Source organism: Sphingobium sp. CR2-8, from assembly GCF_035818615.1.
Classification (GTDB): Bacteria; Pseudomonadota; Alphaproteobacteria; order Sphingomonadales; family Sphingomonadaceae; genus Sphingobium.
In genome coordinates this window covers 1,890,858-1,910,649 of record NZ_JAYKZY010000002.1, presented here as the reverse complement: position 1 = coordinate 1,910,649, position 19,792 = coordinate 1,890,858, and the positions used below count along the sequence as shown (strand labels likewise).

The window sequence follows — 19,792 nt, the reverse complement described above, 5'->3', positions numbered from 1 at the left end:
GATATGACTGGCAGTTTCCCCATCAACGCCGCGCATCCGGCCGAACGGCATGCGTCGGATATGCAGGCGTCCTTTCCGACGCTTGAGCAGGGATATCTGCATGAAATTCACTGCCGCAGCGAGGATAAGGCCGCCGCGCTCGCCTTTGCCCTGACCCAGGGACAGGCCGTTCGGCCAGGGGCGATATTTGCCCTGCGCGCCTTGCATCGCAAGCGCCTGTCGACACTGTTTTCCGGCGATGGATTGGCCTTGCTGGGTATCCAGCCGGACAGGCTGACGATCGTCGAAACGAAAACCGATGTGGACATGCTGCGCGCCGGGCTGGAGGCGGCGCGCTGTCCGGGCGTGTCCACGGTGCTGATGGAAAGCGAAGGGCGGTTCGCCGACTATGATCTGACGGCCAGCCGTCGGCTCGTGCTGGCGGCCGAAGCATCGCGCGCCTGTATCCTGCTGTTACGGAACGAGGCCGAACCGCGATCCAGCGGCGCGCAGACCCGCTGGGTGATCCAAAGCGCGCCATCGGTCGCCCTGGAAGCCGATGCCCCTGGCTGGCCCGCACTGGATGTCGAATTGCTCCGCTGCCGCAGCGGCCCTGCGGGTGGCCGCTGGCGGCTGATATGGGATGGCGAACATGGATGTTTCAGGGATGCAGACTGGAGAGCGCCTGTGCCTGGCGCTGTGGTTCCCTTTTCTCGCCTGCGAACGGATGCGGGCGACGATGGCGACGGCCGGCGAAAGGTCGCCTGAGGATGGCGCGCAGCCGCTCGCCCTTGTGGCGCGGGTCGGCAATGCGTTGCGTCTGGCGGCGGTGGATGGGCTGGCGGCCGGGCAGGGGCTGTCGTCCGGCATGACGCTGGCCGATGCACGGGCGCGTTGCCCTACGCTGACCACGCGTCCGGCCGATCCCGTCGCCGATGCGGATGCGCTCGACCGGCTGCTGGAAAAGATGCGGCATTTCACGCCCATGGTCGCACTCGACGCCCCCGATGGACTGGTTCTGGACATCAGCGGTTGCACCCATTTGTTCGGTGGCCAGCGCGCCTTGGCGCGACAGGCGCGGGCGATGGCGGGCCATGCCAGTCGGCATGGTTTCGGTCCCAACGCCATGGCAGCGCGGGCGATGGCGCGGCACGGCGGCCGGTCGAACGATGTCCAGGCGTTGCCGGTCGCGGCGCTGGAGCTGGACGATGGCGCGCTTGCCGCCTTGCGCCGTGCCGGACTGCGCAGCATCGGCGACCTTGCCCGACGACCGATGGGGATGATCGCCGCGCGGTTCGGCGAACAGGCCGTCACCCGCCTGCGCCAGATATTGGGCGAAGCGCCCAGCCCGATCACGCCGCGCCGTCCCGTCGTGGCGATCCGCGCCGAAGCCCGCTTCCCCGAACCGATCGCCCGCACCGAGGATGTGATGGACGTGATCGAGGATCTGCTGGGCCAGGCCGTGCGACAGATGGAGGCGCGCAAGCTTGGCGGGCGGCGCTTCGTCATCCGCTTGCTGCGCAGCGATGGCGCGCGGCAGGGGCTGGCAATCGAAACCGGACAACCGGTGCGCGATCCCTCCGCCATATTGCGCCTGCTGCATGAGCGGATCGACACGATGGCCGACCCGCTCGATCCCGGCTTCGGCTTCGACGCGGTGCTTCTGGCGGTGCCACGGGTCGAGCCGATGGTCGAACGGCAACAGGTGATGGAAGGAGAGGAGGCGCAGGCGAGAGAGGATGGCATCGTCGCCTTGATCGACCGGCTCGGCATCCGGCTCGGCCCGGACAATGTGCGCCGCTTGCAGCCCTGCGACCGCCATCTGCCCGAAGGTGCGCAGCAACTGGTCCCCGCGACCCAGGCGCAATCCCGGCCTTGGCCTGCAACGGTGGATCGTGCGCCCCGACCGCTGCTGCTGTTCGACCCGCCCCAGCCCGTATCGGTGATCGCCGGGGTGCCCGATGGCCCGCCCCAGCGTTTCCGCTGGCGCGACCGCCTGCATGAGGTGCGGCTGGCCGAAGGGCCGGAAAGGATCGCGGCGGAATGGTGGCGCAGGCGCGACGGGCATCAGCCGGGAGGGGCCGGTCGAACGCGCGACTATTACCGGATCGAGGATGGCGATGGCCGTCGCTACTGGATGTTTCGCTACGGGCTGTTCGGGGAAGAGGCCGATATCGGCTGGTATCTGCACGGCCTGTTCGCATGAGCGGCCTGCCCGGCCAGATACCGGCCTTTGCGGAGGTCGTGGCCGCGACCAATTTCAGTTTCCTGCGTGGCGCGTCCCATCCTGGCGACATGGTGCGTCAGGCCGCCCATTTGGGCATGACCGGCATCGGCATCGCCGATCGCAACAGCGTGGCGGGGGTCGTGCGCGCGCATCAGGCGCTCAAGGATCTGAAGCCGCTGGGTGTCACGATGCGCCTCATCGTCGGCGCGCGACTGGTCTTTACTGATGGCACGCCGGATATCGTCGCCTATCCCCGCACTCGTTTCGGCTGGGGACGGCTGACCCGCCTGCTGACGCTGGGCAACCGCCGTACGACGAAGGGCGCATGCGCACTCGGGCTTTCCGACCTGATCGACCATGCGCAGGACATGGCGCTGATCGCAATGGATGGCGATCCCGCTCTGCTGGCCCGATTGCGCGCGCTGACACCGCATCTCTGGCTAGCCGCGACGATGGGACGGTCCGGGCGCGACGCCCGGCTGCTGGCGCGGCGCATGACGCTGTCCGCACAAAGCGGCGTGCCGCTGATCGCCACCAACGATCCGCTTTATGCGCAAGCGGCGGATCGGCCGATGCAGGATGTGCTGACCTGCATCCGCGAAGGCCTGACCATCCAGACCGCGGGCCGCCGCCTTGCCCCCAATGCCGAGCGTCACCTGAAACCGCCCACCGAAATGGCGCGCCTCTTTACCGCCTGTCCGCAGGCGATCGCCGCGACGCAGGACGTGCTGGACTGCATCGATTTCACCCTCGACCAACTCGTCTACGAATATCCGCACGAGCCTGTGCCCGATGGCTGGGCGCCGCAGGACTGGCTGGAACATCTGGTGGAGGAAAAAGCGAAAGCCCGCTTCCCCGACGGATTGCCTCCCGCCTATCGCAAGATACTGGATGAAGAGTTTCGCCTGATCCGGCACAAGAATTACGCCTATTATTTCCTCACCGTCCACGACATCGTCGCCCATGCCCGCAGCCTCGATCCGCCGATCCTGTGCCAGGGGCGCGGGTCCGCCGCCAATTCGCTGGTCTGTTATCTGCTCGGCGTCACCCCGATCGACCCGGTCGAACAGAAACTGCTCTTCTCCCGTTTCCTGACCGAAGAACGCGCAGAACCGCCCGACATCGACGTCGATTTCGAACATGAGCGGCGCGAGGAGGTGATGCAATATATCTACCGCCGCTACTCGCGCGAGCGGGCCGGGATCGCCGCGACCGTCATCCGCTACCGCCAGCGCAGCGCGCTGCGCGAAGTCGGCAAGGCGCTGGGCCTGACGGAGGATGTGACGGCGCGCCTGTCCGGCACGGTCTGGGGCAGTTGGGGCGGCGACGAAGTGCCCGAAGCGCGCCTGACCCAGGCCGGTTTCGATCCCGCCAACCCCGAACTCGCCCGGCTGCGCGACATGGCGAGCCAATTGCTCGAATTCCCCCGCCACCTCTCGCAGCATGTCGGCGGCTTCGTGCTCAGCCAGGGGCGGCTCGACGAACTGGTGCCGATCCACAATGCCGCCATGCCCGACCGCACCTTCATCGAATGGGACAAGGATGATCTCGAAACGCTCAGGCTGATGAAGGTGGACGTGCTGGCGCTCGGCATGCTGACCGCGATCCGCAAGAGTTTCGATCTGATGCGCCTCCACGGCCTGGGCGACCTGACCCTCGACACCGTCCCACTGGAAGATCCCGACACCTACGCCATGCTGCAAAAGGGCGACAGCATCGGCACCTTCCAGGTCGAAAGCCGCGCGCAGATCGCCATGCTGCCCCGGATGAAGCCCAAGGAACTCTACGACCTCGTCATCCAGGTCGCGATCGTGCGACCCGGGCCGATCCAGGGCGGCATGGTCCATCCCTATCTGCGGCGACGAAACGGCGAGGAGGACCCCGAATTGCCCGGACCGCCCGGCAGCCCGGATGAATTGAAGGACGTATTGGGTAAGACGATGGGCGTGCCCCTGTTCCAGGAACAGGCGATGCGGCTCGCCATCGTGGCGGGTGGTTTCACGCCCGTACAGGCCGATGGCTTGCGCCGCGCCATGGCGACCTTCCGCCGCACCGGCAAGGTCAGCCTGTATCAGGGACAGTTGATCGAGGGCATGGTGGCGCGCGGCTATCAGCGCGATTTCGCCGAACGCTGTTTCAAACAGATCGAAGGGTTCGGCGAATATGGCTTCCCCGAAAGCCATGCGCAGGCGTTCGGCTGGCTCGCCTATGTTTCCTCTTGGCTGAAATGCCATTATCCCGCCGTCTTCGCCTGCGCCCTGCTCAACAGCCAGCCGATGGGCTTCTACGCCCCCGCCCAGTTGGTGCGCGACGCGCAGCAACATGGCGTCGAAGCCCGGCCGATCGATGTCCAGGCAAGCCTATGGTACAGCAGTCTGGAAGGCGAACGGATACTCCGCCTCGGCCTCAACCGGATCGATGGTTTTCGCGAGGAATGGGCGAAGGCGCTGATCGCGGCGCGGGCGGACGCGCCGATCCGCGACATGGAGGATCTGGCCCGGCGCGCGGGGATGCCCGCGCGGGCGCTCCATCTACTGGCGGATGCCGACGCGCTGCGCTCGATCGGCAGCAACCGGCGCGCAGCGGGGTGGGAGGCGCGCCGCGTCCCGCCCGCCCAATTGCCGCTCTTTGCCGCGCAGGATCTGCCGGAACTGGGGCAGGAGCCGGACCCGGCGCTGCCCACCATGCCGTTGTCCGAAGAGGTCGCCATCGATTATGCGACCCACCGCCTGTCGCTCAAAGGGCATCCGATGCAGTTTCTGCGTAGCCATTTTGCCGAGCGCGGCGCGATCGATTGTGCGTCGATCAATGCGGCCAAGGATGGGACGAAGGTGCGCGTGGCGGGCGTGGTGCTGATCCGCCAGCGACCGGGCAAGGGCAATGCGGTCTTCATCACGATCGAGGATGAAAGCGGCATCGTCAATGCGCTGCTCTGGGCGCGCGAGATGGAAAAACAGCGCCGCGCGGTGATGGCCTCCCGCCTGATGCTGATCGATGGGGAAGTCCAGCGCAGCAAGGAGAATGTCGTCCACCTGATGGTCGACCGCGTCATCGACGCCAGCGCCGCGCTGGAATGGCTGAACGAACAGCCGATGATGCGCGGGGACGAGGTGACGCATCCGGGCCGCCCGCGCGCGGCCCCATCCCCCCGCCGCCATCCGCGCGATGTGCGGATATTGCCCAAGTCCCGCGATTTTCATTGAACGAAGCCGGGATGACCGTCCTCCCGGCGCATGGGGGAATAGTGGAAATGGGCGGACACAACAAAAGCCCCTCCCTTCCAAGGGAGGGGTTGGGGTGGGTGCGAGCGAAGCGAGCGGCGAACCATCCTCTCGCCTCGATTGCTTTCCCGCCCAAAACTGCACAGCAGCCTAATGCCGAAGCGCTATTGTCGATGGCCTGAAGGGGTGGGAAGCAGCTAGGCGGTTTACGGATGCAATTTCCGCATAGCTGACATAGATTTATCGTCACCCCAGCGAAGGCTGGGGTCTCAGGCGGCGGTGCGATACCATGGAATATGACGCAAGGCGGCTACACCTACATCATGACAAACAAGCCGAGAGGCGTTCTTTATATCGGCGTCACAGCCGACATCGTTGTGCGCGCCGAACAACATCGAAACGGCACCGGCTCCGCCTTTTGCAAGAAATACGGGTTGACCCGCCTTGTGCTGGTCGAGCCACATGAAGACATCAGGCTCGCCATCGCCCGGGAGAAGGCGCTCAAAGCCTGGAAACGCGAATGGAAAATCCGGCTTATGGAAGAAGGCAATCCAGATTGGCGCGATATTTCATACGTTATCTTCTGACGCCTGAGACCCCAGCCTTCGCTGGGGTGACGATAAAGGGAATGGCCGCTTCCAAGTCATCGCACAGCATATTCTAGAGGCGACTTCTGGTCGTCATCTACCGAGTGAGAAACCGAGCCAATTGCTCAGATCGCCAATCAAAAGAAAAGTAGCGATCATAGTGAGCCATCCTGCAAAGCCGCCAATGGCTGACCACTTCAATGCGCTTTTGTAGGTTCCCGCGCGACTGCGGAAAATTCTCCACGCTACAAACTGTCCCGCAAAGAACGTGAGTGCCAACACGCAGAAAAGGGAAAAAGTCATAATCGATGTATGATGGGCTATCGTTGAAACGCCAAGAGCCTACGTCTGCTATCAGATGGGACTTCTCATGTCGCGAATGGCAACAAATGGTCGGTGCACGAACCGCTGCGCGGAGTGGCGTTTGCTGTGAGGTAAGGTCAGGCACTCGAGCGCTTCGCCTGGATTGAGCGGTGCAGGTCTTGGGCAGAACATTTCGACTCCTTCAACACGAGGAGTCGAACGATGAACGACCTGATACCCGTTATTGCTGCCAGCCCGCTGCGTCAGCGGCTGATCGACGACATGACCATGCGCCGGTTTTCACGCGAGACGCAGCGCAACTATATCCGCGACGTCGGGCGGTTCGCAACGTGGCTGGGGCGCTCGCCGCATACCGCGACGGCAGAGGATCTTCGCCAGTTCCAGATCGAGCAGCAGGATGCTGGCGTGCCCGCCCCGACGATGAACAGCATCGTCGCGGCGCTGCGGTTCTTCTTCACGCACACGCTCGACCGGCCCGACCTCGCGCGCAAGCTGGTCCGAACCGCGCATGCCCGCAAGATCCCGGTGGTCTTGACGCTTGAGGAGATGAAGCGGCTGCTCGAAGCAACCACGTGCCTGAAGCATCAGGCCGCCTTGTCAGTCGCCTATGGCTCAGGCCTGCGCGTCGCCGAGGTGTCGCATCTCAAGGTCCGCGACATCGACAGCGAGCGCATGCTGCTCCGCATCGAGCAGGGCAAGGGCGGACGATACCGCAACGCCATGCTGCCCGAAGGTCTGCTCGTGCTGTTGCGCGACTGGTGGCGCGCCGGGCGACAGCAGGGCGTGTTGTACCCCGATGGCTGGCTCTTTCCGGGGCAAAGCGCAATGGTGCCGATCAGCACACGGCAGCTGTACCGGGTCGTCGTCGAGGCAGCCGAAGCGGCCGACATCACCAAGCGCGTCGGGCCGCACACCTTGCGGCACAGCTTCGCCACGCATCTGCTCGAGGACGGCGTCGATATCCGCGTCATCCAGGCGCTGCTCGGCCATGCCAAGCTCAACACCACCGCCTTTTACACGCAGGTGGCGACCAAGACGATGCGCGCGGTGACCAGTCCGCTGGACCGGCTACTGCTGCCTGGCGGGGGAACGCCCGACGGTTGAGGGCCGATGCCCGCCATCGAGGTCGCCGACATCTTCCGGGCGGCAGGCCCTGCGTATCGCGCGGCGCACGCCGGGCATCTGAGCCTGCACCAGCTCAAGATCATGTCGGCGGTCGAGCAATGCCGCACCGATGCGATGGGTGGTCATGTCGAGGCCTGCAACGACTGCGGCCATTGGCGGATCGCCTATAACAGCTGTCGTAACCGGCACTGCCCAAAGTGCCAGGGTGCGGCCGCGCGCATCTGGTTGGCCGAGCGCGAGGCCGACCTGTTGCCGGTCGGGTACTTCCATGTCGTGTTCACGCTGCCAGCCGAGATCGGCACCATCGCGTTCCAGAACAAGGCGCTGGTCTACGATCTGCTGTTCAAGGCCGCGTCCGAGACGATGCAGATCATCGCCGCCGACCCGAAGCATCTCGGTGCGCGGATTGGCATCACCGCCGTGCTGCACAGCTGGGGCTCCGCGCTCACCCATCATCCGCACATCCACATGATCGTACCCGGCGGCGGTATCTCGCTTGACGCAGAGCGCTGGGTCTCCGCGCGACCGGCGTTCCTCCTACCCGTGCGGGTGCTCGGCGCGCTGTTCCGTCGCCTGTTCCTGACGCGGTTGATCGCGCTCCATCAGGCCGGTCGGCTTGGCTTCTATGGCAGCATGGCACCTCTCGCCGAACGCCGCGCGTTCCTACGTCACCTGTCGCCGGTGCGAAAAAAACGCTGGGTGGTCTATGCCAAGCCGCCGTTTGCCGGGCCCGAGGCGGTGCTCGCCTATCTAGCGCGCTACACCCACCGCGTCGCCATCTCGAGCAGTCGCCTCATCGGCTTCGACGAGGCGGGCGTCACGTTCCGCTACAAGGATTATCGCCGCAGCGGCACCGAGCGTCAGCAGGTCATGACGCTCAGCCCCGACGAGTTCATCCGCCGCTTCCTGCTACATGCTTTGCCGCGCGGGTTCCACCGCATCCGCCACTATGGTCTGCTCGCCAGCGGCACGCGCAAGGGCAACCTCGAACGCGCCCGCCAGTTGCTCGCGATCGCGCCACCTGCCACCGCCGACATGTCCGTCGAGCCGACAGATACCCGACCGCCATGCCCGTGCTGCGGCGGCCAAATGATCATCATCGAGATACTCAAACGTCGATATCAACCGCGCGCCCCGCCGCCCTTCGTAACCGCAACCGGGAGATCGGCGTCGTGACCCGGCACGGCTCAGTACGGATCGCCCTCGCAGCAACCATGCGTCGGGGAACGGGAGTGCTTGCACCCAACCCGCCCCAAAACGGACGCAGACCCGCCAAAATCGGACCTTCTGCATTTACGCAACGTCATCGCCGTCCAAAAAGCAGGCCGTCCGCTCTCAAATACGTCCGCATTTCGGCAACCCTCACCAGCGCCTCGACCCGCCTAAAACCGAAATCCCCATAGACCACCTCCCGAGGCCCGCGGTTCGGGCATCGCCGACTTTCCGACACCTCACGGCGTCCGAAACCCTAAACGATGCCCGACCGACAGCTTTTCGTCCCATCCCTCCATCACGGACTGCCATCGCCGCCTTCACACAGCCCGCAATTCCCGCCCAAAGTTACCCTTTCAATGTAGGATTTTCTCTGATTTATCCTGGGCGATGACAGCGCGTTCGACAGCCAGCATCGCCGATCCGTGGCACCCCATCCAAATAACCATGCCCCCGGCGCGTCTGCGGCGCGTGGCCGTGACCATGGTGGCGCGTCACTGTCGCGTCGGTGACGCGTGGATGAGGCTTCGCGAACGCATCGCGCGCGCTTTGGGGACGCAAAGGCCGAAAACCGCTGACGACGCCGTGAACTTCGGGTTGCCGCGTCGGTGTGACCTCAAAAGCGGCGCCAGCCTGTCATCCAAGGTCCGCCCGCACCGACCGGCCCGGACCGACGCGCCCGCCTCAGCGCTTCCGCGCAAACCAGATGACGTGGCGCGGCCCCTTGCCATTGTCGCGCGCCTTCACTACGACCTCATCGACATCGAACCCGCTGCTGCGCAGGCGGCGGGCAAAGACGTCGTCCGATCCGGCCGACCAGACCGCCAATATGCCGCCGGGCTTCAGCGCCGTCTTGGCCACTGCCAGCCCGCTAGCCGAATAGAGCCGGTCGTTGGCGGCGGCGGTCAGTCCGTCCGGACCATTGTCGACGTCCAGCAGGATCGCGTCATAGGTCGCCCGTCCCGCAGCGATCAACGGCACGACATCGTCTATGACCAGCTCGACGCGCGGATCGTCCAGGCATCCGGCCATCAAATCCACCATTGGTCCCCGCGCCCACGCGATGATCTCCGGCACCAGTTCGGCGACGGTGACGCGCGCCGATCCATCCAGCACGCCCAGCGCCGCGCGCAGGGTAAAGCCCATGCCGTAACCACCGATCAACAGATGCGGGGCCTTGCGCCCGTGCAGCCGCTCTATCGTCATCAACGCCAGCTGCTTTTCGGACCCGCTCATCCGGCTGCTCATCAACTCGTTGCGGTCCAGCACGATCATATGGTCGTTGCCGCGCCGATAGAGTTTCAGTTCCTGCCCGCCCGGCACCTGCGCCGAACCCAGATATTCGCGGGGGATCATGGTCTGCTTCCTTCCATCTGTCGCACGGCGTTCATCACGTCGCCGTTTATCGGACGGCCCGTCGCGCGGCATGCGCATGGCAGCTTGGCATCCGTCGCGCAAATGCTACAGGCACCGACAACCCCGCGTCATGTCTTTTGGCGCGCTTCACAGGCAGGCAGTTTTCCTCTTCATGCGCTATTTCCTCGACACCGAATTCAACGGCTTTGGCGGCACGCTCATCAGCGTGGCGCTGGTCCCGGAACATGGCGACCAGGAATTTTACGTGACCCTGCCGCTTCCCGACGCGATCGAACCCTGGGTCGAAAAGCATGTCATTCCCTATCTGCGCCATGTGCCGCCCGGCATCGATCTGGAACTCAACCGGGTGGAGGCGGCCGATCATGTCGCCTCCTATCTGGAGGGGGACAGCGATCCGGTCATCATCGCCGACTGGCCGGAGGATCTGTCGCATTTCTGCGCGCTGTTGGTGACGGGGCCGGGGAAAATGGCCGGTGTCGATTTCGGCTTGCGGCTGGAACTCATCAACGCCGCGGGTTTCAGCGCCGCCGCCAACAGCCGCGTGCCGCACAATGCCCTGCACGACGCCCGGGCGTTGCGCGACTTCTACATGGCCGACTGAGGACGCCGCCCCAGCCGCGATCGTTCCAGCCACCACAGCAGGGCGCTGACGGCAAGCCAGGCCAACCAGAAAACCCAGTTCGATCCCGATCGGACAGACACTACTTTCGTGGTGGCCGGGGCGTCGAACTGGTGCAACATAGCTGTCGCCTGCCGGTCACGAGCGCCACGCATGGTCGTCAGCGCTGCGCGAGGCTGAACGTAGAAGGGGCGCAATGCTCGCCCATCACGCAGATAATGCCATCCTGCGGTCACGGGCCAGAAGGCCGCGCAACCCGCCACCGGCAACATGTGGGCCTGTCCGCCATCGGGCGTCTCCACCCGGCTGTCGGAGCCCAGTCCGCACATGGTCATCCGCTCTCCGGCCCAGACCATGTCCGTCACCATGTGGCTGGCCGCCGCCGGTCGAGCCACAGCGCCCAGTATCGCGCTCCACCAGTCGCCATACAGATCGCCACGCCCGGTCAGGCTCAGGCCGTAGCTGTCGATCGCGGTGAACAACGCCACCCGCCCCGAACCCAGGGCGTGCCATGCCGCCAGGCTGGCCCCACCCGCATCCCGGAGCAGAGAGACGGCGTCCGCCCCGCCCGGGATCAGCCCAAGCCGATTGACATCAGGCACCATGTCTTCGGGCGACGCGATATCCACCGGTATGTCTGCGCTGCCTATGCCATGGCGTGTCTGCGCGATCGCCCGGTCCGGCGCCTTGGGCAGGGCCAGCGGAACGACCCCGCCTGGTCCAGCCAGATCGAACCCGATGCTCCGCCACTGCGAGAGCGTAGCCCCATCGATCGGACCGCCAGTGCGTAAAACCAGCCCCATGCCCCCGCGCACTGCCGACAATAGCGGTCCCCGTAGCCCGGGCCAGCGTCGATCATCGACGATCGCCACATCGAACCGGCGCAGGCTGGCCGCCTCCAGCGCGATCGGCGCGTCGCCCAGCGCGATCCCGCCGCCCGCGCTCATCTGGGTCGTGACGTCGAACCCGGCATCGCTCGCCCATCGGCGCAGATATTTGACCTCCGGCCCCGGCGCGCCCGCCACGATCAACAGGCGCGGGCGGGCGCTGTCCGCAACCCAGACCGGCACGGCGGCCTGTTCGACAAGGGCTTTGCCCGACCGCACCTGTAGCGTGAATATGACCGGACCGGCCGCCCGCGCGGTGCCGACCAGCATGAAGCGTCCGTCCTTGTCCGCCGTCCCGCTATCGGTGATCCGTCCCGCCGGGTCCAGCAACGCGACAGTTGCGCCCGGCAACCTGGCCACCGCCCCCCCACAGCGAATTGCGCACCTGGCGCAACGATCGGTGGCGGCGCGATATCGACCATGCCAGCCTGCAAGGGCGGCGGATCGAACCGCACATCCAAATTGCGTGCCGCATCGATGTCGCGGGGACCAAGGCCTTCGCCCAATATGGCGATCGACGTGACGCCGTGATGCCGGCGCAAGGCGGTGGCAAGATCCGGCACGGCTTCGCCCCCGCTCATTATCGGGGCTTCCGGCAGCAGCACCAGCGGCGCGCCGCCATTCGCGCCTGCCAGACGCGATGTCCCGGCCGTAGCCACGCGAAGGGATGTCACATCGTCGCTCGCCATGGGCGGAAACAGGGCGAGGTGGAGCAGCGCCGCACTGACAGGCTGGAGTAGCCCGAGTAGCGCAAGCCGCCGGATCGCTCCCTGTCCCAGTGCCCGCGCTGTGCGATGCCACCGCCATAGCCGCGCCCAGGCCAACAGCGTGGCGAGGCCCAATATCACCGCGATCGCAGCTTGCATGGTCATTGCGCACCGCCGATCGAATCGAGATAGCGCGCACCGATGGCATCGGCCGGGCGACGCCGGGCCAGCCGCGCCGGCCGCTCCATCGCGGTCCACAGCAGCGCACGCAGTTTCGTGCGGCAGGGCTGGCAGGCGGGATCGCTGCGCGGCGTATCGATCGCGCCGATCAACGCCAGCGCATCGGGCAGGCGCGTGGCGTTGCGTCTTACCCAGTCTTCCAGGGCGCCTAGCGCGATGGGTCCGCGGATTGCGTCCGGCCCATCGCCCAGCGCACGCCAGGCGGCCGCTGCCGGACCGTCATCCCCTTCGACTGGCGCGACCGCCAAGGCGCGGCTCTCCAAGCCGTCCCGCTTGCCCGTCATGCGCCGGGTCGCGTCGATCGGCGGCAGCTCTGGCCCGACGCGCGACAGGAATATCCGCGTCGCCTGCTGCACCTCCTTGATGAACCGCAGCGCCTTATAGGCGAAGGGCAGCGCCAAGTCGGGCCGCCCCTGTTTCAATTCCCGTTCGGACTGCCACATTTCATCGACCGCCTGTTTCAGGATCGCCCGCGTTTCAGGGGCCAGGCTCGATGCCGGAGACTTGTCATGCGGATGCCCGAAATCCGCCAGCACATCTTCGGGCGCGCCAAAGCCTGCGCTCGGTTGTGTGGGTGCCCCGCCATGGTCGTGGCCATCACCGTCATGATGACCGTCCGCGTCAGCGGTCGGCAAGTCAGGCTCGCCTTCCTCTTCACCGCCCAGAAACTGACTGTAGCGCCCCCGTAAAATCTGCTGGTCCCCGCCGATCGCGGCCGACCGTGCGACATAGCGGGCCGGGGCTAAGGCGCGTTTCTGCTTGATGAGGGATTCTGCGTCGATGATGATCTGCCGCTGGCTGCGGAAATAGGCGGGCAAGGTGGTGTTGACCATGCCCTCCATCCCGCCGCTTTCAGACTGTTTGGCCGACGGCCAGCGCAGGATCATACTGGGACCGCGCACCTCCTGCGGCGTAGGGGATCGGTTGTCACGAACGATCAGTTGTACCACCATGTCGCCGCCAGCCGCAACACCGAAGCGGGCAAAGTCGAGTGGCGGGGCAAAGCGCCGGTCGCGCGCCGGGCCACTGCCTGATACCGCTATCTCCCGCTCGCTGAAGGTCACATTCTCACCTTCGCCGATCGCCAGCGTCACGCGCAAGCGGGCGGTGGCGGCAACGCCATAATCGTCGGTAGCGGCAAAGACCGGGGTCCAGCTTCGCTGACCAGCCTTTACCATCGACAGGCTGGTCATGGGTGCCACCGCCTTCACCTGCGGCGGCATGTCCGCGATGGCGTCGATACGATGCAGCGGCGGCGTCGTCCCCCGGCCTCCCGGATTGACGCGATAGAGGAAGGACGCATCGAGCATCCGGCTGGCGATCCAGTTGCCTCCGTCGCGTCGCAGGGCCAGCGGCGGCCCCGCGACCATAGCAAGTGCAGGCGCGGTCGCCTGCGGATCGAACCGCAACGTCCACTCCAGCCGGGAACCCTGCGGTGCGCGGGTGTCGAGTGCGGCGGAATCGCGAACCGGCAGGCCGGTATAAGGCGGCGGAATGATCCGCAAATTCTGCGCGACGAGGCGAGGGACGCCGGGCCGGACCGGCAGGCCTTCGCGGCTGGGCGCAAGAGCGGGCGGACCCGCGCCCTGGCGAGGCCACAGCAATGCGGCTGCAACGAGCGTCAGGCCCAAGATGCTGAACAGCATCAGCATCCGCCGCGACCAGCCGGGCGCCATATCCTGCGGGCTGGCCTGATCGAGGCGCCCAGCGATGCGTGTGCGCTGAAGCATTTCCAACGCCGTGCGGGGCGGGTCGTCTGCGAACAGCAGGGCGCTGCTGTCCTCCAGTTCCGGGCGGCTGTTATCCAGGCTGCGGATCAGCCAGTTGCGGTCGAAACGCGCGGCACGTCGGCGGGCGATCAGCAGCGCTAGTGCCACACCCATTATGACCAGTATCAGCGCCGTGACCAGTCCCAGCAGACGCCACCCGGCCACGCCGACCGCGACAAGTAGCGGGAACGCGAGAGCCAGTGTGTCCGCCAGCGCGCGACGCCGCGCAGGCGCGACCCAATGGGCCAGCAAAGCGCTCCCGTTCAAGGCGCGACGCTCCGGCTGCGGCGGGTCGCCATCCAGCGTTCCACGACCAGCAGCACGGCGATCAGGATGCCTAGCCAGTCCTGTAACGAAAGAGGCGGTTGGTCATAGCTGCGCGCGCCGGTCAAAGGGCGATAATCGGACGCTGTAACGCGGGTTGGCGAAGCAACGGGTCGGAGCAATGTCCTGAACTGGTCAGGAAAATCCGCGTCCAGTAATACGGGCATCTGCGCGGGCGACAGCACGCGAGCAAAGCGCAGCATGCGGCCTTTTCCCAAAGTCCCACCCTCGGCCAGCGGCGCGCCCAGATCGTCACGCCAGACCGGCACCGCAGGACGATCTCCGGGCAAGCGCACATCGTTGGCTGCCAGCAACGTGCCGCCTTCCTTCACCCAGCGCAGGACGCTGTCCGGCAAACTCCCGCCGACAAGCCAGACCAATATCCGCTGGCGATTCGGCATTGGTGCATCAGGAGCGGCCGTTTCGATATCCCCGGCGCGTCCGGCCGGTTGCCAGGCGAAGGCGGCTGCACGCAGATAGCGCAATCCGCCACGATGGTCGGCATCGAAGCGGACGGACAGGGCAGGGGGCGGTACAGTCCTGTTGCCCGCTGGCGGCATGGCGCCGCTCGTGATCCGCCAATTTGCTTTGTGTGAGAGATGCAGCCGATCCGCATCGGCGCCGTCGATAACGGCAGGCGTGATGATGGTAAGCGGCGTTCCTGTCGGTAATTCCGCGTCGATCTGCCGGATCAGGCTGGCAATCGGCAGGACGCCGGTGGGTCGCGGCGCGTCGATGGGCGGGAAGCCCGGCGCGATCCAATGCGCACGATCGTTTTCGAACGCCGCCGCGTCGAACTGCGCGCCAGGGACTATAGCGACATAAGGTTCCCGATCGGCCGCGCCGAACAGGACGGGCTGCGCCAGCCACAACGCCGCCAGCGTCAGCAGGGCCAGCCGTACCAGCAGCAAGGGCCATTCGTCGAAACGCAGCCGGGATCGCGGACGGGGCTTCTGCCGCAGCCAACGCAACGCCGCGAAATCGGTCGGGCGTTGCTCGCTCTTGCGGGCGATATGGATGACCAGCGGCACGACCAGTGCAAACAGCGCCACCAACGCTGCCGGGAACAGCAATCCCATGCTCATACATGGTCCGCCGCGCCATGGGCGGCAAAGAGGCGGCGCAGCGGCAGGTCGATCGGCTCGTCAAGCATATGGGCGGCATGGCGGATGCCCGCGCCATCCAGTCGCGCATGCAGTGCTGCGCGCGCCTGCGCGAAGCGGGCGAGAAACTCCGTTCGCAGCGCCGCGCCATCGGCCAGCAATTCCTCGCCCGTTTCGGGATCGCGAAAACGATAACCACCGTCGAACGGGAAGTCCCGCTCGGCCACCGTCAGCATCTCGATCACCAGCACTTCGCGTCCGGCGGCGGCCAGCTTTTCTGCCAGCGCCACCGCCCCTTCATCGAAACAATCGCTCAGCAGGATCACCAAGTCACGCGCGCCGATCCGTTCCCATAACGGACCCAATTGTGCGTCGGCGGCAAAGCCGCGCGCTGGGCTTATGGTCAGCAGGTCGAGCAGCAAACGGTCGCGGTGCCGCGCCCCGGTCGCGGGTGGCAACAGGGCCAGCCCCCCGTCGCTCAGCGCCATGAAGCCGAAACGATCGCCTTGTCGCAAGGCCAGATCAGCAACGGCGGCGGCGATAGCCTTGGCGGCGTCCAGGCGGCAATAGTCGGGTCGCGCGGTATCCGCCTGGCCCATGGAGGCGCTGGCGTCGATCAATATCCACACTGCTACCGGGCTTTCGCGCTCGGCCTCGCGCACGAAGAATTTGTCCGAACGGGCGTAGAGTTTCCAATCGATCTGCCGCAGTTCGTCGCCCGGTTCATATGCCCGATATTGGGCGAACTCCAGTCCCGCGCCGCGGCTGTGGCTTTGATGCAGGCCCAAACCATGCGCCCCCACCGCCCGGCGCGTTACGAGGCGCAGGCCGCGCAGGCGGTTGCGCACATCGGGGGGAGGAGGTCGACCATCGATGCCGAATGCTCAGGCGAGGGGGACAGCGCGGATCAGGGCGGCCACGACGTCATCGGCGCCTCGTCCCTCCGCCTCCGCAGCGAAGGACAGCAGCAGGCGATGCCGCATCACCGGCGCGGCGAGCGCCGCGATGTCGTCGCGCGTCGCGCTCAGCCGACCGTGGAGCAGTGCGCGCGCCTTCGCGCACAGGATCAGTGACTGGCCCGCGCGCGGACCTGCGCCCCATTTCACATATTTGCGGATATCTTCCGGTGCGCCGTCGCCGGGGCGGCTCGCCCGCACGATCCGCGTCACCCAATGGAGCAAGTCGTCGCTGAAATGCACGTCGCGCACCAGCTGCTGGAGCGCCAACACCTCTTCGCCTTCCATCACCATCGGCACCACGCCGACCTTGGCGCCGGTGGTCTGGGCCAGGATGGCGCGCTCCTCTTCCTCGGTCGGATAATCGACCCGGACATGGAGCAGGAAACGGTCGAGCTGCGCTTCGGGCAGGGGATAGGTGCCCGCCTGTTCCAGCGGATTTTGTGTTGCCAGCACGAAGAAGGGCGCGGGCAGGCGATGGGTCACACCGCCATAGCTGACCGTCTTCTCCTGCATCGCCTCCAGCAGCGCGGCTTGCGTCTTGGGCGGCGTGCGGTTGAGTTCGTCGGCTAGCAACAGGTTGGTGAAGACCGGACCTTGCTGAAAGCGGAAACTGCGATGGCCGGTGCCATGGTCCTCCTCCAGCAATTCGGTGCCCAATATGTCGCTGGGCATCAGGTCGGGCGTGAACTGGACGCGTCGGAAATCGAGCTTGAGCGCCTCGCCCAACGATCGGACGAGCAATGTCTTGCCCAGGCCCGGCACGCCTTCCAGCAGACAATGGCCGCCAGCCAACAGGCCGATCAGCAATTGCTCCACCACCTCCGCCTGACCCACGATCGCCTGGCCGATTGCCGCACGCAATGTGGTCAATCGCGCCAGGCGGCTCTGGATTTCGGCTTCGCTGATTTCGGTCATGTCATGTCCCTTGCTGGACGAGAGGCGGGAGTGGGGGAAGGGGCGTCGTCACACCGACAGCGCGTACATCACGATATTGACCGCAAACTTGGTATTATCTTCGGCCAGAAAGCGCTTGTTGCGCCAGTCATAATCCCACTCGCAGCCATAATCCTTGTTGCTGTAGAGAAGGCCGAGCCGCCCGTTCACTTCTATCCCTTTCAGATAGTCGTGGACCAGGTCGTCGCCCCAGCCATTCAGTTCCAGCCCGGTATTGGGCGGCCCATCATCGAACTTGAAGAAGCTGCGGTAGAGGCCATGGCTCTTGGGCAGCGTCTTCAACGCCTTCGGCCCGAAGATCTTGGCCATTTGCGCTTCGAAGGAGCGGGCGAACAGGCCGTCTATGTCATGATTGCAGTCATCGACCATGACGAAGCCGCCATTGCGGACATAGCGCTCGAAATTGCGCCGCTCGGCCGCCGAAAATTCGACCAGCTTATGCCCCGCCATGTAACAGAAGGGGGCGGTCAGCATCCTGGGGTCCGACAAAGCGACGACATGCTCCTTCGGGTCGACCCGCAACGTCGTATAGTCGATCAGCGACGTAATCATGTTCGACGGCATACGCTGGTCGACATCCCAGTCGCCGGAATCGTAACGCAGCCGGGTGAACCAGAAATCATAGCCTCCGGCAGCGGCGAGCGGCCGGGCCAGCAACCCGCTGGCCAGACCACCCGCCATCAACCGAAGAAAGTCGCTGCGCGTCATGATTAGATCGTGAAAAGCTGAACATATGATTCCCCGGCGAAGGCCGGGGTCCAGTTCCAACGCATCAACCGGACCCCGGCCTTCGCCGGGGAACAGTTTACTGGCGCCATCCCTTGGCTCACACCGCGTCCGACAAAGAGGTGAAGGTGAAATCGCGCAGCTTCATCGGCGGGATCACCATGACCATGTCCAATTCGTCGCTCTTCACCCGTACCGGCTTGCCGAATTCCTCGACATTGTTGAGCATGATGACCGGGCTTTCGTTGAAGCGGAAATTCTTCACCGGATATTTGATCTGGCCGTTCTCAATATAGAAGGTGCCGTCGCGGGTCAGGCCGGTCAGCAGCACCGTCTGCGGGTCCACCATGCGGATATACCAGGTGCGCGACACCAATATGCCGCGTTCGGTGGTGCGGATCAGGTCGGCGGTCGACTTGGTGCCGCCTTCCATGATGATGTTACCGAACTGCGCCTGCTGCGGCTTGCCCTGCTTTTGCGCCCAAAAGCGGCTATAGTTCATGTTCGCCAGCTTGCCGCCCTGGATGATGGGCAGCCTGGCACGGGGCAGGCCTTCCTCGTCCCAGGGCAGCACCGCCGCGCCGGGATAGGCCGGGTCGGTGAACATCGTCACCTGCGGCCCGTAAACCTGTTCGCCCAGCTTGTTGCCGCCGCCCTTCTTGGACAGGAAGCTGCGCCCTTCGTCGGCTGATCGCGCGTCGAAGAAGAACATCATGAACGCGACCAGCCCGGCGGCAGCGGCGGGTTCCAGAATCACGGTATATTTGCCTGGTTCTAGCGCCTTGGCGTCGGCTGATGCGCTCGCCTTGCGCATGGCGACGCGGATGTCCTCGCCCGCCTTGAACGTTGCGACATCCTGCACATTATGGCCGACCCAGCCCGATCCGCGCCCATCCTCGGTCCGGACGGTGCAGGTGTAGTCGGAACTGGTGGAGGTCTGGTAGCCGTAATTGCCCTTGCTGTTTAGGAACGCGACGAAGCCTGCCTGATCCTCCAGATAGCCTGCCGCGATCAGCTTTTCGGTGCGGCACGGACCGATCGAATTGGTCGCGACTTTCGCGCGATAGGCGGCGTCGATCCCGGCCGTCGATGCGCTGAACGTGTCGGTGGGCTTATAGGCCTGCTTCGTCACCGCCGGCATGAACTCGGGATTTTCCGGCGCCAGCTTGGCCAGTTCCTCGGCCCGGCGCACGACGCGTTCCAATGCGGCGTCGTCGAACTGGTTGATCGTCGCGGTGCCCACGCGCTTGCCGAACGCGACCTGGACCGACAATTCGATATTGTCGGTGATGCCGGCGGTCGACACGTCGTTGCGCGCGAAGCGCACGTTGCCCCGGATCGCCCCGGTCAGTTGCGCGGTGCATTCGTCCGCCTTGGAAAAGCCCACGACTTTGGTCAGGATCGCCTTGGCCTGTGCTTCGGAAAGGATGCTCATTATTCTTTCTCCCCTAA

The 19,792-nt window shown here is 65.3% G+C and carries 16 protein-coding genes; 8 read left to right on the top strand and 8 right to left on the bottom strand.

From position 1 onward, the window contains the following. The first annotated feature begins 3 nt into the window (after positions 1–3). The 6 genes from U5A82_RS13245 (at position 4) to U5A82_RS13220 (ending at position 8,639) form a co-directional block, all read left to right on the top strand. Positions 4–747, top strand: a complete 744-nt coding sequence (locus U5A82_RS13245; protein WP_326291318.1) for an ImuA family protein — start codon at positions 4–6, stop codon at positions 745–747. Next, positions 719–2,185 (top strand): Y-family DNA polymerase, encoded by a 1,467-nt coding sequence (locus U5A82_RS13240; protein ID WP_326291317.1) that lies wholly within the window; start codon positions 719–721, stop codon positions 2,183–2,185. The genes U5A82_RS13245 and U5A82_RS13240 overlap by 29 nt, the downstream gene beginning before the upstream one ends. After that, a complete protein-coding gene (locus U5A82_RS13235) occupies positions 2,182–5,409 on the top strand; it encodes an error-prone DNA polymerase (RefSeq protein WP_326291316.1) in 3,228 nt (1,075 codons plus the stop codon). Before U5A82_RS13240 ends, U5A82_RS13235 begins: the two co-directional genes overlap by 4 nt. Positions 5,410–5,723: 314 nt before the next feature. Continuing rightward, positions 5,724–6,014 carry a GIY-YIG nuclease family protein gene (locus U5A82_RS13230; protein ID WP_326291315.1) on the top strand — a complete coding sequence of 97 codons (291 nt, stop codon included), beginning with the start codon at positions 5,724–5,726 and terminating at the stop codon, positions 6,012–6,014. 525 nt (positions 6,015–6,539) lie between these two features. Continuing rightward, positions 6,540–7,442: a tyrosine-type recombinase/integrase gene (locus U5A82_RS13225; protein WP_326291314.1), complete on the top strand. Its 903-nt coding sequence runs from the start codon at positions 6,540–6,542 to the stop codon at positions 7,440–7,442. 6 nt (positions 7,443–7,448) lie between these two features. Beyond that, positions 7,449–8,639 carry an IS91 family transposase gene (locus U5A82_RS13220; protein ID WP_326291313.1) on the top strand — a complete coding sequence of 397 codons (1,191 nt, stop codon included), beginning with the start codon at positions 7,449–7,451 and terminating at the stop codon, positions 8,637–8,639. A gap of 720 nt (positions 8,640–9,359) precedes the next feature. On the opposite strand, the gene U5A82_RS13215 is transcribed toward U5A82_RS13220, so the two are convergent. Then, complete coding sequence (locus U5A82_RS13215; RefSeq protein WP_326291312.1) at positions 9,360–10,031, bottom strand: spermidine synthase; 672 nt, start codon at positions 10,029–10,031, stop codon at positions 9,360–9,362. A 172-nt stretch (positions 10,032–10,203) separates the two neighbouring features. Here U5A82_RS13215 and U5A82_RS13210 point away from each other — a divergent pair, with 172 nt between their 5' ends. After that, positions 10,204–10,653 carry a hypothetical protein gene (locus U5A82_RS13210; protein ID WP_326291311.1) on the top strand — a complete coding sequence of 150 codons (450 nt, stop codon included), beginning with the start codon at positions 10,204–10,206 and terminating at the stop codon, positions 10,651–10,653. On the opposite strand, the gene U5A82_RS13205 is transcribed toward U5A82_RS13210, so the two are convergent. After that, the gene (locus tag U5A82_RS13205; RefSeq protein WP_326291310.1) at positions 10,638–11,918 is read right to left on the bottom strand and encodes a carboxypeptidase regulatory-like domain-containing protein; all 1,281 of its coding nucleotides are present in this window, start codon (positions 11,916–11,918) and stop codon (positions 10,638–10,640) included. The two genes, U5A82_RS13210 and U5A82_RS13205, sit on opposite strands and share 16 nt — an antisense overlap. Before the next feature lie 17 nt (positions 11,919–11,935). On the opposite strand from U5A82_RS13205, the gene U5A82_RS13200 reads away from it, so the two are divergent. After that, positions 11,936–12,298 carry a hypothetical protein gene (locus U5A82_RS13200; RefSeq protein WP_326291309.1) on the top strand — a complete coding sequence of 121 codons (363 nt, stop codon included), beginning with the start codon at positions 11,936–11,938 and terminating at the stop codon, positions 12,296–12,298. 128 nt (positions 12,299–12,426) lie between these two features. On the opposite strand, the gene U5A82_RS13195 is transcribed toward U5A82_RS13200, so the two are convergent. The 6 genes from U5A82_RS13195 to U5A82_RS13170 form a co-directional block, all read right to left on the bottom strand. Continuing rightward, on the bottom strand, positions 12,427–14,541 hold the full coding sequence (locus tag U5A82_RS13195; RefSeq protein ID WP_326291308.1) for a DUF4175 domain-containing protein: 2,115 nt from the start codon (positions 14,539–14,541) through the stop codon (positions 12,427–12,429). After that, on the bottom strand, positions 14,538–15,683 hold the full coding sequence (locus U5A82_RS13190) for a BatA domain-containing protein (protein ID WP_326291307.1): 1,146 nt from the start codon (positions 15,681–15,683) through the stop codon (positions 14,538–14,540). The genes U5A82_RS13195 and U5A82_RS13190 overlap by 4 nt, the downstream gene beginning before the upstream one ends. Next, positions 15,680–16,489, bottom strand: coding sequence for a DUF58 domain-containing protein (locus tag U5A82_RS13185; protein ID WP_326291306.1), 810 nt, complete (start codon positions 16,487–16,489; stop codon positions 15,680–15,682). The genes U5A82_RS13190 and U5A82_RS13185 overlap by 4 nt, the downstream gene beginning before the upstream one ends. Before the next feature lie 96 nt (positions 16,490–16,585). Next, positions 16,586–17,575, bottom strand: coding sequence for an AAA family ATPase (locus U5A82_RS13180; RefSeq protein ID WP_326291305.1), 990 nt, complete (start codon positions 17,573–17,575; stop codon positions 16,586–16,588). 48 nt (positions 17,576–17,623) lie between these two features. Then, the gene (locus U5A82_RS13175; RefSeq protein ID WP_326291304.1) at positions 17,624–18,322 is read right to left on the bottom strand and encodes a DUF4159 domain-containing protein; all 699 of its coding nucleotides are present in this window, start codon (positions 18,320–18,322) and stop codon (positions 17,624–17,626) included. A 118-nt stretch (positions 18,323–18,440) separates the two neighbouring features. Continuing rightward, the gene (locus U5A82_RS13170; RefSeq protein ID WP_326291303.1) at positions 18,441–19,775 is read right to left on the bottom strand and encodes a TldD/PmbA family protein; all 1,335 of its coding nucleotides are present in this window, start codon (positions 19,773–19,775) and stop codon (positions 18,441–18,443) included. Positions 19,776–19,792 lie beyond the last annotated feature (17 nt).